The organism is Pseudomonas sp. A6 (assembly GCF_052367875.1).
Lineage (GTDB): Bacteria > Pseudomonadota > Gammaproteobacteria > Pseudomonadales > Pseudomonadaceae > Pseudomonas > Pseudomonas citronellolis.
In genome coordinates this window covers 2,200,320-2,216,407 of record NZ_CP198970.1, presented here as the reverse complement: position 1 = coordinate 2,216,407, position 16,088 = coordinate 2,200,320, and the positions used below count along the sequence as shown (strand labels likewise).

The 16,088-nt window shown below is 68.2% G+C and carries 15 protein-coding genes; 7 read left to right on the top strand and 8 right to left on the bottom strand.

Features of this window, described 5'->3' with window-relative positions:
• Positions 1-84: 84 nt before the first annotated feature.
• On the top strand, positions 85-1,368 hold the full coding sequence (locus ACTWJ5_RS10065) for an NAD(P)/FAD-dependent oxidoreductase (protein ID WP_074980394.1): 1,284 nt from the start codon (positions 85-87) through the stop codon (positions 1,366-1,368).
• A gap of 29 nt (positions 1,369-1,397) precedes the next feature.
• On the opposite strand, the gene ACTWJ5_RS10060 is transcribed toward ACTWJ5_RS10065, so the two are convergent.
• The 6 genes from ACTWJ5_RS10060 to moaA form a co-directional block, all read right to left on the bottom strand.
• A complete protein-coding gene (locus ACTWJ5_RS10060; RefSeq protein WP_135499824.1) occupies positions 1,398-2,279 on the bottom strand; it encodes a formate/nitrite transporter family protein in 882 nt (293 codons plus the stop codon).
• A gap of 77 nt (positions 2,280-2,356) precedes the next feature.
• A complete protein-coding gene (locus tag ACTWJ5_RS10055; protein ID WP_444438387.1) occupies positions 2,357-3,313 on the bottom strand; it encodes a PA2778 family cysteine peptidase in 957 nt (318 codons plus the stop codon).
• Positions 3,310-3,705 carry a PA2779 family protein gene (locus ACTWJ5_RS10050; RefSeq protein ID WP_074980392.1) on the bottom strand — a complete coding sequence of 132 codons (396 nt, stop codon included), beginning with the start codon at positions 3,703-3,705 and terminating at the stop codon, positions 3,310-3,312. Before ACTWJ5_RS10050 ends, ACTWJ5_RS10055 begins: the two co-directional genes overlap by 4 nt.
• Positions 3,706-3,839: 134 nt before the next feature.
• A complete protein-coding gene (locus ACTWJ5_RS10045; RefSeq protein WP_147310780.1) occupies positions 3,840-4,358 on the bottom strand; it encodes a hypothetical protein in 519 nt (172 codons plus the stop codon).
• Between the two features lie 64 nt (positions 4,359-4,422).
• Positions 4,423-5,247: a substrate-binding periplasmic protein gene (locus ACTWJ5_RS10040; protein ID WP_253410292.1), complete on the bottom strand. Its 825-nt coding sequence runs from the start codon at positions 5,245-5,247 to the stop codon at positions 4,423-4,425.
• 38 nt (positions 5,248-5,285) lie between these two features.
• Positions 5,286-6,281 (bottom strand): GTP 3',8-cyclase MoaA, encoded by a 996-nt coding sequence (gene moaA, locus ACTWJ5_RS10035; protein ID WP_253410290.1) that lies wholly within the window; start codon positions 6,279-6,281, stop codon positions 5,286-5,288.
• A gap of 181 nt (positions 6,282-6,462) precedes the next feature.
• Here moaA and ACTWJ5_RS10030 point away from each other — a divergent pair, with 181 nt between their 5' ends.
• Positions 6,463-7,116: a TetR/AcrR family transcriptional regulator gene (locus ACTWJ5_RS10030; protein WP_249919331.1), complete on the top strand. Its 654-nt coding sequence runs from the start codon at positions 6,463-6,465 to the stop codon at positions 7,114-7,116.
• Between the two features lie 284 nt (positions 7,117-7,400).
• Here ACTWJ5_RS10030 and ACTWJ5_RS10025 read toward each other — a convergent pair whose 3' ends face one another.
• The gene (locus ACTWJ5_RS10025) at positions 7,401-7,832 is read right to left on the bottom strand and encodes a GlcG/HbpS family heme-binding protein (protein WP_074980387.1); all 432 of its coding nucleotides are present in this window, start codon (positions 7,830-7,832) and stop codon (positions 7,401-7,403) included.
• A 185-nt stretch (positions 7,833-8,017) separates the two neighbouring features.
• A complete protein-coding gene (locus tag ACTWJ5_RS10020) occupies positions 8,018-8,932 on the bottom strand; it encodes a LysR family transcriptional regulator (RefSeq protein WP_116426006.1) in 915 nt (304 codons plus the stop codon).
• A gap of 109 nt (positions 8,933-9,041) precedes the next feature.
• On the opposite strand from ACTWJ5_RS10020, the gene gcl reads away from it, so the two are divergent.
• From gcl to pyk, 5 genes are all read left to right on the top strand, one after another.
• Positions 9,042-10,817, top strand: a complete 1,776-nt coding sequence (gene gcl / locus ACTWJ5_RS10015) for a glyoxylate carboligase (RefSeq protein ID WP_444438383.1) — start codon at positions 9,042-9,044, stop codon at positions 10,815-10,817.
• Positions 10,818-10,928: 111 nt separating this feature from the next.
• The gene (gene hyi, locus ACTWJ5_RS10010) at positions 10,929-11,711 is read left to right on the top strand and encodes a hydroxypyruvate isomerase (protein WP_444438382.1); all 783 of its coding nucleotides are present in this window, start codon (positions 10,929-10,931) and stop codon (positions 11,709-11,711) included.
• Between the two features lie 138 nt (positions 11,712-11,849).
• Positions 11,850-12,740 (top strand): 2-hydroxy-3-oxopropionate reductase, encoded by an 891-nt coding sequence (locus ACTWJ5_RS10005; protein ID WP_074980383.1) that lies wholly within the window; start codon positions 11,850-11,852, stop codon positions 12,738-12,740.
• 340 nt (positions 12,741-13,080) lie between these two features.
• Entirely contained in the window at positions 13,081-14,358 is a 1,278-nt protein-coding gene (locus ACTWJ5_RS10000; RefSeq protein WP_249919329.1) for a glycerate kinase type-2 family protein, read from the top strand.
• Entirely contained in the window at positions 14,355-15,785 is a 1,431-nt protein-coding gene (gene pyk / locus ACTWJ5_RS09995) for a pyruvate kinase (protein WP_249919328.1), read from the top strand. Before ACTWJ5_RS10000 ends, pyk begins: the two co-directional genes overlap by 4 nt.
• The last annotated feature ends 303 nt before the right edge of the window (positions 15,786-16,088 follow it).

Sequence of the window (16,088 nt, the reverse complement as noted above, 5' to 3'; positions counted from 1 at the left end):
AAATTTTGCACGGCCACTAGCCGAGTGATTTCGACTCGGGTAGCATCAGCCCATCTCGTAAAAAATAACAAACACAGGTGCAATATGCCGCACACTTCTTATCCCACTTCCTACTATGCAGCCTCGGCCAATCCGGTCCCTGCGCGCCCCGAACTCAAGGGCGAGACCGAAACCGACGTGTGCATCATCGGCGCGGGCTACACCGGCCTGTCCACCGCCCTCTTCCTGCTGGAGAACGGCTTCAAGGTGACCGTGCTGGAGGCCGCCAAGGTCGGCTTCGGCGCGTCCGGCCGCAACGGTGGCCAGATCGTCAACAGCTACAGCCGCGACATCGACGTCATCGAACGCACCGTCGGCCCGAAGCAGGCGCAACTGCTCGGCCAGATGGCCTTCGAGGGCGGCCGCATCATTCGCGAGCGCATCGCCAAGTACGACATCCAGTGCGACCTGAAGGACGGTGGCGTATTCGCCGCCCTCAGCGCCAAGCAGATGGGCCACCTGGAGTCGCAGAAGAAGCTCTGGGAGCGCTTCGGCCACACCCAGCTGGAGCTGATGGACGCCAAGCGCATCCGCGAAGTGGTGAACACCGACAGCTACGTCGGCGGCATGCTCGACATGAGCGGCGGCCACATCCACCCGCTGAACCTCGCCCTGGGCGAAGCAGCGGCGGTGGAATCCCTTGGCGGCGTGATCCACGAGCAATCCCCGGCGGTGAAGATCGAGCGTGGCGCCAACCCGGTGGTGCACACCCCGCAAGGCCGGGTGAAGGCCAAGTTCGTGGTAGTCGCCGGCAACGCCTACCTCGGCGGCCTGGTCCCGGAGCTGGCCTCCAAGTCCATGCCCTGCGGCACCCAGGTGATCACCACCGAGCCGCTGGGCGACGAGCTGGCCAAGACCCTGCTGCCCCAGGACTACTGCGTCGAGGACTGCAACTACCTGCTCGACTACTACCGCCTGACCAGCGACAAGCGCCTGATCTTCGGCGGCGGCGTGGTCTACGGTGCCCGCGATCCGTCGAACATCGAGGCGATCATCCGTCCGAAGATGCTCAAGGTCTTCCCGCAGCTGAAGGACGTGAAGATCGACTTCGCCTGGACCGGCAACTTCCTGCTGACCCTCTCGCGCCTGCCGCAGGTCGGCCGGATCGGCGACAACATCTACTACTCCCAGGGTTGCAGCGGCCACGGCGTCACCTACACGCACCTGGCCGGCAAGGTGCTGGCCGAGGCCCTGCGCGGCCAGGCCGAGCGTTTCGACGCCTTCGCCGACCTGCCGCACTACCCCTTCCCGGGCGGGCGCATGTTCCAGGTGCCGTTCTCCGCGATCGGCGCCTGGTACTACAACCTGCGCGACAAGCTGGGCGTGTAACCCGCCCTGCGAACGACGACGACGGCGCCCTAGGGCGCCGTTTTCGTTGGCGCGCCGCTGTCGCTGCGGATCTGCGCGTGGCTGATCAGGGCGAAGATCAGGCTACCGCCGACGATGTTGCCGGCCAGCGTCGGCAGCGCGAAGTCCAGCAGGAAGGCCTTCCAGCCCAGCTCGCCGGCCCACATCAGGTAGCCGACCTCGCAGGTGCCGACCACGATGTGGCTGAAGCTGCCCAGCGACATCAGGTAGGTGACCAGGATGATGATCCACACCTTGGCGCTCTCCGCCGCCGGCACCAGCCAGACCATGGTGGCGATCATCCAGCCGGAGACGATGCCGCGGGAGAACATCTGCCGGCCGTCGTTCTCCATGACTTCGCGGCCGATCTCGAGGAAGGCCTGGTCGGTCTTCGCATCGAAGATCGGCAGGTGCAGCATGGCGTAGGCGAACAGCAACGCGCCGGCGACGTTGCCCAGCAGCACCACGCCCCACAGGCGCAGCAGTTGCCCGGCCTTGTGCAGGGTCGGCTCGCTCATCAGCGGCAGCACCGCGGTGAGGGTGTTCTCGGTGAACAGCTGCTGGCGGGCGAGGATGATGGCGAGGAAGCCCACCGGGTAGCCCAGGCTGGTGACGATGGCCGCGCTGTCGTGCTCCGGCAGCCTGGCGCGGAACAGCCCCATGGCCATCAGCGACAGGCCGATGGTCAGCCCGGCGGCCAGGGCCGACCACCAGAGCGCCGCCAGGGTGCGCTCCAGCTCGTGGTTGCCCTGCAGGCGGATCACCTCATGCAGCACCAGCGCCCGGGGTGGCTGGGCCTTCTCGACCTTGCGGCGCTCCTCGGCGGAAAGATCGTCCGCGGTATCGCCCTTGCCGGCGACATCGCGTGCCGGCTGCTGCTTGTCGCTGGCCATGGGTTGCACCTCATCAAGGGATGCAACTTAGGCCGGCGATCAAGCGCAGCGGTTCAAAGAAAATGCCCCGCTGCGCCTCAGCGCACGGGGCAGGCCGGCGCGGCGCTGCATTGCCCGGCAGCCACCGGTGCCGCCTGGGGCGCCTGGAGGAAACGCGCATCCGTCGGCGCCAGCTGGTGCGCGCAACTCGCCGGGGCGCGGGCCTGCTCGGCGCAGCCGCGCTCGGCCATGACGTTGGCCAGGTTGTACCAGGCGGCGGCGAAGTCCGGCCGGGCGGCCACGCTGTGGCGCAGCGCCGTTTCGGCCTCGCCCAGGTCGCCGGCGGCGTAGCGGGCGTTGGCCAGGGCGAACCAGCCCAGCGGCTCCTGCGGCCAGGCCCGGGTGGCGGTGCGGTAGGCCTGGTCGGCCAGGGCCTGTTGCCCGGTTTCCTCCAGGTCGTGGGCCGCGCGCAGCCAGCGTGTCGGTTCGACGCTGGCCGGCAGCCGGTCGGCCGGCAGCGTCAGCACCGCCCAACGGCCGCTGCGCCGCCAGGTGACGTCGAAGGCAGTGAAGTCGATCACCAGGCGCTGGGTGATGCCGGAGCGCAGCAGCAGTTCGTGGCGGTCGCGGTCGTAGCCGACCACCACCGCGTAGTGCCACATCGGCAACCAGTCCAGGCCGTTGTTCTGCAGCACCAGCACCGGGTTGCCGGCGGCCACTTCCTTGAGCACGTCCTCCAGGCGCGGGCGCAGCGGGTAGACCAGCAGGCCCCGCTCGCGCGCCGCGGCCACCAGCTCGACCTGCAGGCTGCCCTGGCGCTGCGGCAGGAACACCCGTGCCTTCAACTGGTTCGGCGTCACCCGCACGCCGCGCTGGTTGAGCACGGTGGCAAGCGCCGCCGGGCCGCACTGGTATTCCTGCTGCGGGAAGAACTGCACTTGGGAAAGCTCGACGCGCCGTGGCAGCGCGTCGACCTCCGCCGGCAACCGCGGCGCCGTGGCGCAGCCGCCGAGCAGCAGCGCGGCCAGGGCCACGGCAGCGGCGGCGTGCCTCAACGCTGGCACCGCACGAAGGTGAAGATATGCGTGATGCAGAGCATGTCGGTGATGATGAAGATCAGCAGGAACAGGATGATGATGCCGATGATGCCACCGGCCGGCGCCTGGTCCAGCTGCTGGTTGAACTGAGCCAGTTCCTCGTTGGACAGGCTCTTGATGCGCTGCTCGACCTGGCTGCGCTCCACGCCCATGGATTGCAGCTTCTTCTGCACGCCCTGGTCATCGAGCATGCGCAGCAACTGCTCGCGGTCGACGTGCTGCTGTTGCGCCTGCAACACCTCGCCGGTACCCACCATCGCCGCCTGCGCCAAAGGCACCTCGGCCACCACGCCCAACTGCGCCAGCACCAGCACGGCCGCCAGGCGCTTCACCCGTTTTGTGATTGTCATTCTGGGTCTCCTCTACTTTGACGCGCTAGCAGACCGCCGGGTAAAGCCGGAGGTTCCGCGCCGCCAAGCACGGTTGCACAAGCAAAGCCCGGGCGCCGTCGCCGAACGAGGCACCTTCTGTTCAGATCACGGCGTCAGGCGTTTGGTTCGAAGCGCAAGCGTCGCCAGTCCAGGGCCAGGTGGCCGAGGTACACGCAAGGGTAGGCATGGGGCAGCAGGAAGTGCTCGTGGCCGGCCACGGCCAGCCCGGCGCGCCGGCAGTCCAGGCGCAGCAGGCGGCCCCAGGCATAGGCCTGGGCATCGATCGCCTGCGCGCCGAAGGCCGCCCCCGGCCAACGCGCCCGGCACCAGTCGAGCAGCGCCCGGGCATCGCGCACGGCGGGCAGGCAGGCGATCCGCACTTCGTCGTCACGCCAGTCCAGCACCCGCTGCGCATCGAAGGCAGACTGGCGCTCCAGCGGCAGCGGGCGGACCCGGGCGCCGTCGGCCAGCGGTTCCAGCGTCACCACCAGCGGCTGCCAACTGCTGTGCTCCAAGGCCCAGAGCAGATCGCCGTCGACTTCCAGCGACGGCCGCCCCGCCACCCGCTGGCGGAAACCCTCGCAGACCAGGCAGCAGTCGCCCAGTGGAATTCGCAGTTGACTCTCGCTCACATCAGCCTCGCAGCACATCGGCCGCGTGATTCTAGGGAAAGCCCGTGGCCTACGGAAAGCCCCGTCAGGGCGTTCCGCCCTGCTGCCGGGCTTTCTGCCGCTCCAGGTAGTCCAGCTTCCACTGCTCGACGCCCAGGTGCGCCGGATCGAGGCTGGCCTCCACGCCATGGCGGGCTTTCAACGCGGCCACTTGCGCCGCCTGCTCGACGAGGAAGCGGTCGAAGCAGCCGACCAGCTCGGGATGCCGCTCGCTGGACAGCCGGAAGTCGCTGCGGGTGTGCGGCAGGCCCGGGTCGAAGACCAGCGCGCCGGGCCGGGCGCGGAGGTTGTCCAGGTAATAGGTGGCGACCACCACGTTGAAGTAGGCGCCGTCGGCCTCCTTCTTCAGGGCCTGGTGGATCATCTGCCGCAAATCGGCGCTGGGCAGCCGCGCCAGTTGGCCCTGCTCGATGGCCTGCTGGTAGCCGCGCGGCGTCCAGCCGTCCACCACGGCCAGGCGCTTGAGCGCCGGCAGGCCCTGGCCGACGCGTTCGGGAGCGACCAGCACGCCGTCGACGTATTGCACCACCGGCTGGCTGTAGACCAGAGCGTGCCCGGCCTTCTGCGTCTCGGCCCAGGCCGGGTTGTCCGGGTACTTGAGGTCGACGCGTCCTTCCAGCAGGGCCGGCAGCAGGCGCTCCACCGGCAGCGGGCGGTACTCCAGCTGCACGCCACAACTGCCGGCGAAGCGGTCGAGCAGCTCGCGGGCGAACCCCTGGTAGCGCCCCTGGGCATCGGTGCTGTAGTGCGGCAGGAATTGCAGGTCTTCGACGCCGACCACGTAGGTCTGCGCCATGGCCTGGGAGGAAACGGCGGCGCCGAGCGCCCAGCCGAGGACCGCGAGCTTCATGGGCTCTCCTTGTTGGTTTTGTTGTTCCCGGGTGCGGCTCAGCCGCCGGTCATGCTCATGAAGCGCAGCACCTGGACCTGCTCGGCGACGTCGAAGTGATGGCGCTGCGGCTTGAGCTGCAGCGCCTCGACCAGCGCCGCGCGCAGGCGCGCGCCGTCGCCGGGATGGCTGCGCAGCAGTTGGCGCAGGTCCAGCGCGCCTTCGTGGCCGAGGCAGAGCACCAGCTTGCCCTCGGCGGTGACGCGCACACGGTTGCAGTCGCCGCAGAAGTTGTGGCTGTGCGGCGAGATGAAGCCGATGCGGCTGGGCAGCCCGTCGACGCGGTAGTAGCGCGAGGGGCCGCCGCTGCGCTCCAGGCTGGGCGTCAGTTGCCAGTGTTCGGCCAGGCGGGCGCGCACCTCGTCGCTGCTGCACAGGGTCTGCGCGCGGTCGTGGCTGCTGATGCTGCCCAGCGGCATCTCCTCGATGAAGCTGATATCCAGCCCGCGGGCCAGCGCGTATTCGACCAGTTCGCAGACTTCGTCGTCGTTGCGCCCCTTCTGCACCACGCAGTTGAGCTTGATGCGCTCGAAACCCGCCGCCCGCGCCGCCTCTATCCCCGCCAGCACCTGAGGCAGGCGGTCGCTGCGGGTGAAGGCGGCAAAGCGTTCGCGGCGCAGCGAATCCAGGCTGATGTTCAGCCGGCGCACGCCAGCGGCGCGCAGCTCAGCCGCGCGGCCGGCCAGTTGCGAGCCGTTGCTGGTGATCGCCAGGTCTTCCAGTTCGGGACGCGCGCCAAGCCGCGCCAGCAGCGAGGTCAGGCCCTTGCGCACCAGCGGCTCGCCGCCGGTGATGCGGATGCGCCGCACGCCCAGGGCGATGAAGGCATCGGCCACCGCGTAGAGTTCTTCCAGGCTCAGCACCTGGTCGCGCGGCAGGAACTGCATGTCTTCGCTCATGCAGTAGGTGCAGCGGAAGTCGCAACGGTCGGTCACCGACAGGCGCAGGTAGGTGATGCGGCGGCCGAAGGGGTCGACCAGTTGGCTGTCGGACATGGCGGCGAGCTCTTGGAAGGCCGGGCGCCGTGGCGGCGCCGGGGTCCGGCAGACTCTACAGAAAACCTGAACCGCGGGTCAACTTCAGCCGCCGGGCCCTTGCTTGAGAGGCCCGCGGAGCCGGTGCTACCATCGCCGGCCCAGCCATGGGCTACCCGCGCACAAGAAGACCCAGCAGACCATGACCAGCATTCGCGAACGCAACCGACGCCTGATCCTCCGCGCCGCCAGCGAAGAGTTCGCCGAAAAGGGCTTCGCCGCCACCAAGACCAGCGACATAGCGGCGCGCGCCGGGCTGCCCAAGCCCAACGTCTACTACTACTTCCAGTCCAAGGAAAACCTCTACCGCAGCGTGCTGGAAAGCGTGGTGGAGCCGCTGCTGCAGGCTTCCGCGCCGTTCCGCGAGGACGACGAGCCGGCCGAGGCGCTGCGCGCCTACATCCGTTCGAAGATCCGCATTTCCCAGGAGCTGCCGCACGCCTCCAAGGTGTTCGCCAGCGAGCTGATGCACGGCGCGCCGCACCTGCCCAGGGAATACCTGGACGAGCTGAACGCCCAGGCCCAGCGCAACATCGCCTGCCTGCAGAGCTGGATCGACCGCGGCCTGCTGGCCCCGGTGGACCCGCACCACCTGCTGTTCACCATCTGGGCGGCGACCCAGACCTACGCCGACTTCGACTGGCAGATCTCCATGGTCACCGGCAAGGACAGCCTCAGCGACGCCGACTTCGAGGCCGCCGCCGAGACCATCACCCGCCTGGTGCTGCGCGGCACCGCGCCGGACGCCGGCGAGCCGGCCAAGACCAGCGGCCGCATGCGGCCGTTGCCGCTCTAAATCATCTCTGCTGCGTAGGGCGTATAACGCTCCGCGTTATACGCCGCTTGACCTTGGCTACCTGCCCGCTCGGGGTCGACCTGGGCGTGAGAAATGTTCGCCAAGGTTGGCCATGGCATTTGCGATGGCATTGGCGTAGCGGCGTATAACCGCGAACGGTTATACGCCCTACCCGGCTGCTTTTCGTAGGAGCAAGCTTGCTCGCGAACCAACCCCGCAGCGGAGCCGTTCGCGAGCAAGCTCGCTCCTACAAGAGCACTTCTCCGCCCTGCTCCTACAGGTAATTACCCCGCGTCGGCCACCAGGCCGGCGGCCTGGATGCCGCGGATGGCGCATTGCTCGTCGATGTCCGAGGCGTCGCCGCTGATGCCGATGGCGCCGATTACCCGGTTGCTCTTGTCGCGGATCAGCACGCCGCCCGGCGCCGGCACCACGTTGCCCTGGGCCAGGGTGTTCACCGCGGCGATGAACGACGGGCGCTGCTGGGCGTCGGCGGCCAGCGCGCGCGAGGACTTGCCCAGGGCCACCGCGCCCCAGGCCTTGCCGATGGCCACCTGCGGGCGCAGCAGGCTGGCGCCGTCCTCGCGTTGCAGGGCCACCAGGTGGCCGCCGGCGTCGAGCACCGCCACGGTCAGCGGCGCGGTGGAAAGTTCGCGGCCGGCGGCCAGGGCGCTGCGGGTGATGGCCAGGGCGGTGTCCAGGTTGATTTCGCTCATGAGGGGTTCCTCGCAAAGGGATGAGACGTTCGCCCGCGCCTTTTTCGAAAAACGGCGCGGCGTTGCAAAGCCCTTGATGGAATAGCCGAAGGCAACCCCGGACGCAACGATTAAATACAATCCTGCGACATTTTGTACACAACAATAAAACCAATAAAATACAACGCCAGTATCGAATCAGCCGCTCAAGGATGCCGGGTTTCCCAGTACCCCGGGGTGTTGTAGATGGCCTTCAGGTAATCGATGAAAAAACGCACCTTGGCCGGCAGGTAGCGCTGCTGCGGGTACACCGCCTGGATGTCGTAGGCCGGGATCTCGTACTCGTCGAGCACCGTCACCAGCTCGCCGGCCTTGAGCTCGGCCTGGATTTCCCAGGTGGAGCGCCAGCCGATGCCCAGGCCCTGCTTGACCCAGTCGTAGAGCAGCTCGCCGTCGTTGCAGTCGAGGTTGCCGGACACCCGCACCGCCACCTGCCGGCCGTCGCGCAGGAAGGTCCAGCCGCGCTGCTGGCCGCCCTGCAGGTTGAAGGCCAGGCAGTTGTGCCGCGCCAGGTCTTCCAGCACCCGCGGCACGCCGTGCAGCTCGAAGTACGAGGGCGCGCCGCAGACCACCCGGCGGTTGGGGAACAGCTTCACCGCCACGTAGTTGGGGTCGGTGACCTCGCCGATGCGGATGCCCATGTCGTAGCCCTGGCGCACCAGGTCCACCAGGCTGTCGGTGAAGTTGAACGACAGCTTCAGGTCCGGGAAGCGCTCCAGGAAGGCCGGCGCGTGGGGCGCGATGTGGCGCCGGCCGAAGGCCGCCGGGGCCGACACCACCAGGTGCCCGCGCACCGAGTTGCCGCCGCGGGCGACGCTGGCGTCGGCCTCGTCGAAGTCCTTGAGCAGGCTGCGCGCGCGCTCCAGGTACTGCTCGCCGAGGTCGGTCAGCTGCAGGCCGCGGGTCGAGCGGTGCATCAGCTTCACGCCCAGGTGCTGCTCCAGCGCATCGAGGCGCCGGCCCATGACCACCGGGGTCACGCCTTCACTCAGCGCCGCCGAGGCGAAGCTGCCGTTGTCCGCTACCAGGACGAAACTGCGGATGAGGGTATAGCGGTCCATTCGATACTCCAGATATCGACAGAACTGAAGTATCCATCAATTCCGTCGCTTTGGCACAGCCGGCATCCTTGCCCCCAACAAGAAAACCACCGACTCAAGAGGAAAGGTCATGGCCAAAATGAGAGCGATCGAGGCGGCCGTCCTGGTCATGCGCCGCGAAGGCGTGGACACCGCCTTCGGCGTGCCGGGCGCCGCCATCAACCCCATGTACGCGGCGATGAAGAAGCTCGGCGGCATCGACCACGTGCTGGCCCGCCACGTCGAGGGCGCCTCGCACATGGCCGAAGGCTACACCCGCACCAGCGCCGGCAACATCGGCGTGTGCATCGGCACCTCCGGCCCGGCAGGCACCGACATGGTCACCGGCCTGTACTCGGCCTCCGCCGACTCCATCCCGATCCTCTGCATCACCGGCCAGGCGCCGTGTGCGCGGATGCACAAGGAAGACTTCCAGGCCGTGGACATCACCAGCATCGTCAAGCCGGTGACCAAGTGGGCCACCACCGTGCTGGAGCCGGGCCAGGTGCCCTACGCCTTCCAGAAGGCCTTCTTCGAAATGCGCAGCGGCCGCCCCGGCCCGGTGCTGATCGACCTGCCGTTCGACGTGCAGATGGCCGAGATCGAGTTCGACATCGACGCCTACGAGCCGCTGCCGGTGCACCGCCCGAGCGCCACCCGCGCCCAGGCCGAGAAGGCCCTGGCCCTGCTCAACGACGCCGAGCGCCCGCTGCTGGTCGCCGGCGGCGGCATCATCAACGCCGATGCCTCGGCCAGGCTGGTGGAGTTCGCCGAACTGCTCGGCGTGCCGGTGATCCCGACCCTGATGGGCTGGGGCACCATCCCCGACGACCACCCGCTGATGGCCGGCATGTGCGGCCTGCAGACCTCGCACCGCTACGGCAACGCCACCCTGCTGGAATCCGACCTGGTGTTCGGCATCGGCAACCGCTGGGCCAACCGCCACACCGGTTCCGTGGACGTCTACACCGCCGGCCGCAAGTTCATCCACGTGGACATCGAGCCCACGCAGATCGGCCGCGTGTTCACCCCGGACCTGGGCATCGTTTCCGACGCCGGCGCCGCGCTGGACGCCTTCCTCGAAGTGGCCCGCGAGTGGAAAGCCGCCGGCAAGCTCAAGGACCGCAGCACCTGGGTCGAAGCCTGCCGCGAGCGCAAGCGCACCCTGCAGCGCAAGACCCACTTCGACAACGTGCCGGTCAAGCCGCAGCGCGTGTACGAGGAGATGAACGAGTTCTTCGGCAAGGACACCTGCTACGTCAGCACCATCGGCCTGTCGCAGATCGCCGGCGCGCAGTTCCTCCACGTCTACAAGCCGCGCCACTGGATCAACTGCGGCCAGGCCGGCCCGCTGGGCTGGACCATCCCCGCCGCCCTCGGTGTGGTCAAGGCCGACCCCAGCCGCCAGGTGGTGGCGCTGTCCGGCGACTACGACTTCCAGTTCATGATCGAGGAACTGGCCGCCGGCGCGCAGTTCAACCTGCCGTACATCCACGTGCTGGTGAACAACTCCTACCTGGGGCTGATCCGCCAGGCCCAGCGCGGCTTCGAGATCGACTACTGCGTGCAGCTGGCGTTCGACAACGTCAACGCACCGGAACTCAACGGCTACGGCGTGGACCACGTCGCCGTGGTGGAAGGCCTCGGTTGCAAGGCGATCCGCGTGTTCGATCCGAACCAGATCGGCGCGGCCTTCGCCCAGGCCCGCGAACTGATGCGGCAGCACCGCGTGCCGGTAGTGGTGGAAGTGATCCTGGAGCGCGTGACCAACATCGCCATGGGCACCGAGATCAACGCCATCAACGAGTTCGAGGAGCTGGCCCAGAGCCGCGACGACGCGCCCACGGCCATCTCCCTGCTCGACTGACGAAGTACCGGGCCCCGCGTGCGTGGGAGCCGTGGCAGGGAAAACCACAACCTGCGCGCGGCGGGGCCCACCCTTACGGAAATACGTGTTTCATCACCAGGAGGCCCCGACATGCCCCGTTTCTGCGCCAACCTGTCCATGCTCTTCACCGAGGTGGACTTCCTCGACCGCTTCGAAGCCGCCGCCAAGGCCGGTTTCAGCGGCGTCGAATACCTCTTCCCCTATGACTTCGAAGCCGAGGTCATCAAGACCAAGCTGCAGGAGAACGGCCTGGAGCAGGTGCTGTTCAACCTGCCCGCCGGCGACTGGGGCAAGGGCGAGCGCGGCATCGCCTGCCACCCCGACCGCGTCGAGGAATTCCGCGCCGGCGTCGACAAGGCCATCGCCTACGCCAAGGTGCTGGGCAACAAGCAGGTCAACTGCCTGGCCGGCATCCGCCCGCAGGGCTACGACTGCGCCACTATCGAGAACACCTTCCTGAACAACCTGGAGTACGCCGCCGAGAAGCTCGAGGCCGCGGGCATCAAGCTGGTCATGGAGATGATCAACACGATCGACATCCCCGGCTTCTACCTGCAGACCACCCAGCAGGCGCTGGACGTGCGCGAGAAGGTCGGCAGCCCCAACCTGTTCCTGCAGTACGACATCTACCACATGCAGATCATGGAAGGTGACCTGGCCCGGACCATGGAGAAGAACCTGGCGGCCATCAACCACATCCAGCTGGCCGACAACCCCGGCCGCCACGAACCGGGCACCGGCGAGATCAACTACCGCTTCCTGTTCGGTCACCTGGACCGCATCGGCTACCAGGGCTGGATCGGCTGCGAATACAAGCCGGCCACCACCACCGAGGCGGGGCTGGGCTGGCTGAAGAGCCATAACGCGATCTGAACCGGACACGAGTCCGAAGGCGCTGGGCCCCCGCGTTCGCGGGGGTGACGGGGAGATCGAAGCTTTCCAACGTCATTCCCGCGAACGCGGGAACCCAGCGACTCCCCAACCCAATACAGAACACCAGGAGACACCCTCATGGCCAAGATCGGATTCATCGGCACCGGCATCATGGGCCTGCCCATGGCGCAGAACCTGCAGAAAGCCGGCCACCAGCTGTTCCTCTCCGCCCACCACGACAAGGCCCCGGCCGCGCTGGTCGAAGCCGGCGCCGTGGCCCTGGCCAACCCCAAGGAAGTGGCCCAGGAAGCCGAGTTCATCATCGTCATGGTCCCGGACACCCCGCAGGTCGAGGACGTGCTGTTCCGCCAGGACGGCATCGCCGAGGGCGTCGGCCCGAACAAGGTGGTGATCGACATGAGCTCCATCTCGCCCACCGCCACCAAGGCCTTCGCCGAGAAGATCAAGGCCACCGGCGCGCAGTACCTGGACGCCCCGGTCTCCGGCGGCGAGGTCGGCGCCAAGGCCGGCAGCCTGAGCATCATGGTCGGCGGCTGCCCGAACACCTTCGAACGCGCCCTGCCGCTGTTCCAGGCCATGGGCAAGAACATCACCCGCGTCGGCGGCAACGGCGACGGCCAGACCGCCAAGGTGGCCAACCAGATCATAGTCGCGCTGAACATCCAGGCGGTGGCCGAGGCCCTGCTGTTCGCCGCGCGCAACGGCGCCGACCCGGCCAAGGTGCGCGAGGCGCTGATGGGCGGCTTCGCCTCCTCGCGCATCCTCGAGGTGCACGGCGAGCGCATGGTCAAGGGCACCTTCGACCCGGGCTTCCGTATCAGCCTGCACCAGAAGGACCTCAACCTGGCCCTGGCCGGCGCCCGCGAACTGGGCCTGAACCTGCCCAACACCGCCAACGCCCAACAGGTGTTCAGCACCTGCGCGGCGCTGGGCGGCAGCAACTGGGACCACTCAGGGCTGATCAAGGGCCTGGAGCACATGGCCAACTTCTCGATCCGCAAGGACTGAGAAAGCGGACCGTAGGATGGTGTTGAGCGCAGCGATACCCATCGATTCATGCAGCATGGGTTTCGCAAGCTCAACCCATCCTACGGGCCAGTCACTGGTTTCCCGCGTTCGCGGGAATGACGGGAACACACTCGGCTTCGTTATGGGAGTGATGAAGCAGAGTTGAAGCATGAACGTCACCCCCGCGAACGCGGGGCCCAGCGACTCGCTTTCGAACCCCGGCCGGCGTGAACACGGCTTCGCCGGCCGGGCGTATCGAAGGCATTGCCCAGGCGCTTGCCCCCAGGCGCCTGCGCAATGCCGCAATAAAGAACAACGACAAGCACCTGAGGAGCCCCAGATGAGCCTCGACCCACGCGCCCTGCTGCGCGAGCTGTTCGACACCGCCATCGCCGCCGCCCACCCGGCGCAGACGCTGGCCCGCCACCTGCCGCGGGTGCATGGCGGGCGCACCATCGTCATCGGCGCCGGCAAGGCCGCTGGGGCCATGGCCGAGGTGGTCGAGGCGCACTGGAAGGACGAGCAGGTGGACGGCCTGGTGGTCGCCCCCTACGGCTACGGCGCCAATTGCCAACGCATCGAAGTGGTGGAAGCCGCGCACCCGGTGCCGGACGACGCCGGCGAACGCGTGGCCCGCCGCGTGCTGGAGCTGGTCAGCGACCTGAGCGAAGACGACCGGGTGATCTTCCTGCTCTCCGGCGGCGGCTCGGCCCTGCTCGCCCTGCCCGCCGAAGGCATCTCCCTGGATGACAAGCGCGCGCTGAACAAGGCGCTGCTCAAGTCCGGCGCCGCCATCGACGAAATGAACTGCGTGCGCAAGCACCTCTCGGCCATCAAGGGCGGTCGCCTGGCCCGCGCCTGCTGGCCGGCCAGCGTGTACACCTACGCGATTTCCGACGTGCCCGGCGACGAGGCCACGGTGATCGCCTCCGGCCCCACCGTGGGCGACCCGACCACCTCCACCGACGCCCTGGCCATTCTCAAGCGCTACGCCATCGACACCCCGGCGCACATCCGCGCCTGGCTGGAAGACCCGCGCTCGGAGACCGTCAAGCCCGGCGACGACTGCCTGTCGCGCAGCTATTTCACCCTCATCGCCACGCCGCAGCAGGCCCTCGACGCGGCCGCCGCCAAGGCCCGCGCCGCCGGCCTGGAGGTGCTGATCCTCGGCGACCTGGAAGGCGAATCCCGCGACGTGGCCAAGGTCCACGCCGGCATCGCCCGCCAGGTGCGCAAGCACGGCCAGCCGCTGGCCGCGCCCTGCCTGCTGCTCTCCGGCGGCGAGACCACCGTCACCGTGCGCGGCAAGGGCCGCGGCGGGCGCAACGCCGAGTTCCTGCTCAGCCTCAGCGCCGCGCTCAAGGGCGAGCCGGGCATCTGGGCGCTGGCCGGCGACACCGACGGCATCGACGGCATGGAGAACAACGCCGGCGCGCTGATGAGCCCATGCAGCTACCGGCGCGCGCTGGCCGCCGGGCTGAACCCGCTGCACGAACTGGACGACAACAATGGCTACGGCTTCTTCGCCGAACTGGACGACCTGGTGGTCACCGGGCCGACCCGCACCAACGTCAACGACTTCCGCGCCATCCTGATCCTCGAGAGTGACGAGCAATGAACAGCGACAAGAAGGTCAAGATCCTCGCCACCCTCGGCCCGGCCATCAAGGGCCGCGAGGACATCCGCGCCCTGGTGGACGCCGGCGCCAACCTGTTCCGCCTGAACTTCAGCCACGGCGAGTACGCCGACCACTCCCAGCGCTACCAGTGGGTGCGTGAAGTGGAGGCCGAGCTGGGCACGCCCATCGGCATCCTCATGGACCTGCAGGGGCCGAAGCTGCGCGTCGGGCGTTTCGAGAACGGCGCGGTGATGCTGCAGAAAGGCCAGAGCTTCACCCTCGACCTGATGGACGCCGCCGGCGACGAGCGCCGCGTGACGCTGCCGCACCCGGAGATCATCCAGGCCCTGGAGCCGGGCATGAGCCTGCTGCTGGACGACGGGCGCATCCGCCTGCAGGTGCTGAACAACCACGGCGACGCCATCGAGACCCGCGTGCTCAACAGCGGCGAGCTGTCCGACCGCAAGGGCGTCAACGTGCCCGAGGCGGTGCTCAAGCTCAGCCCACTGACCGCCAAGGACCGCCGCGACCTGGAATTCGGCCTGGAGCTGGGCGTGGACTGGGTGGCGCTGTCCTTCGTGCAGCGCCCGGAAGATATAGAGGAAGCCCGCGCGCTGATCGGCGACAAGGCCTTCATCATGGCCAAGATCGAGAAGCCCTCGGCGGTGCAGTGCATCGAAGAGATCGCCCGCCTGGCCGACGCCATCATGGTCGCCCGCGGCGACCTCGGCGTGGAAGTGCCGGCGCAGAACGTGCCGGGCATCCAGAAGCGCATCATCCAGGTCTGCCGCCAGCTCGGCCGGCCGGTGGTGGTGGCCACGCAGATGCTCGAATCCATGCGCTTCTCTCCGGCGCCGACGCGCGCCGAGGTCACCGACGTGGCCACCGCGGTCAGCGAGGGCGCCGACTGCGTGATGCTCAGCGCCGAGACCGCCTCCGGCCAGTACCCGGTGGAAGCGGTGGAAATGATGGCCAAGATCATCCGCCAGGTGGAAGCCGAACCGGACTACCAGGGCCAACTGGAACTGAACCGCCCGGAGCCGGACGCCACCGTGTCCGACGCCATCAGCTGCGCCATCCGCCGCATCAGCCGCATCCTGCCGGTGGCGGTGCTGGTCAACTACACCGAGTCCGGCAGCTCCACCCTGCGCGCCTCGCGGGAACGGCCGAAGGCGCCGATCCTCAGCCTGACGCCCAACCTCAAGGCGGCACGGCGGCTGAGCGTGGCCTGGGGCGTGTACTCGGTGGTCAACGAGCAACTGGCCCACGTCGACGAGATCTGCGCCACCGCCCTGGAGATCGCCCTGGCCCAACGCATGGCCCAGCGTGGCGATACCGTGGTGGTGACGGCGGGGCTGCCGTTCGGGCAGCCGGGGAGTACCAATATGTTGAGGATCGAGACGGTGGCGCCGGCGTTGTCGGCCTGAAGAGCAAAGAGCCCCTCTCCCCAACCCTCTCCCGCAAGCGGGAGAGGGAGCTGAACGGCAGAAGGCGTAACGCCGGAGTCACCGGCCACGCCGGACTGCCCCCTCTCCCTCCGGGAGAGGGCTGGGGTGAGGGAACCAGGCGCCACCGGTAACTCCGGCGCCCCACCTTCTGCCACGCAAGTCCCCTCTCCCTCCGGGAGAGGGCTAGGGTGAGGGAACCAGGCCCACCGCCAACACCGGAGCCAGGCCTGGCCCCCTCCCCCCTCTTCAGGAAAAACCTGGAGAGAGAAAAAACAGAGTTCC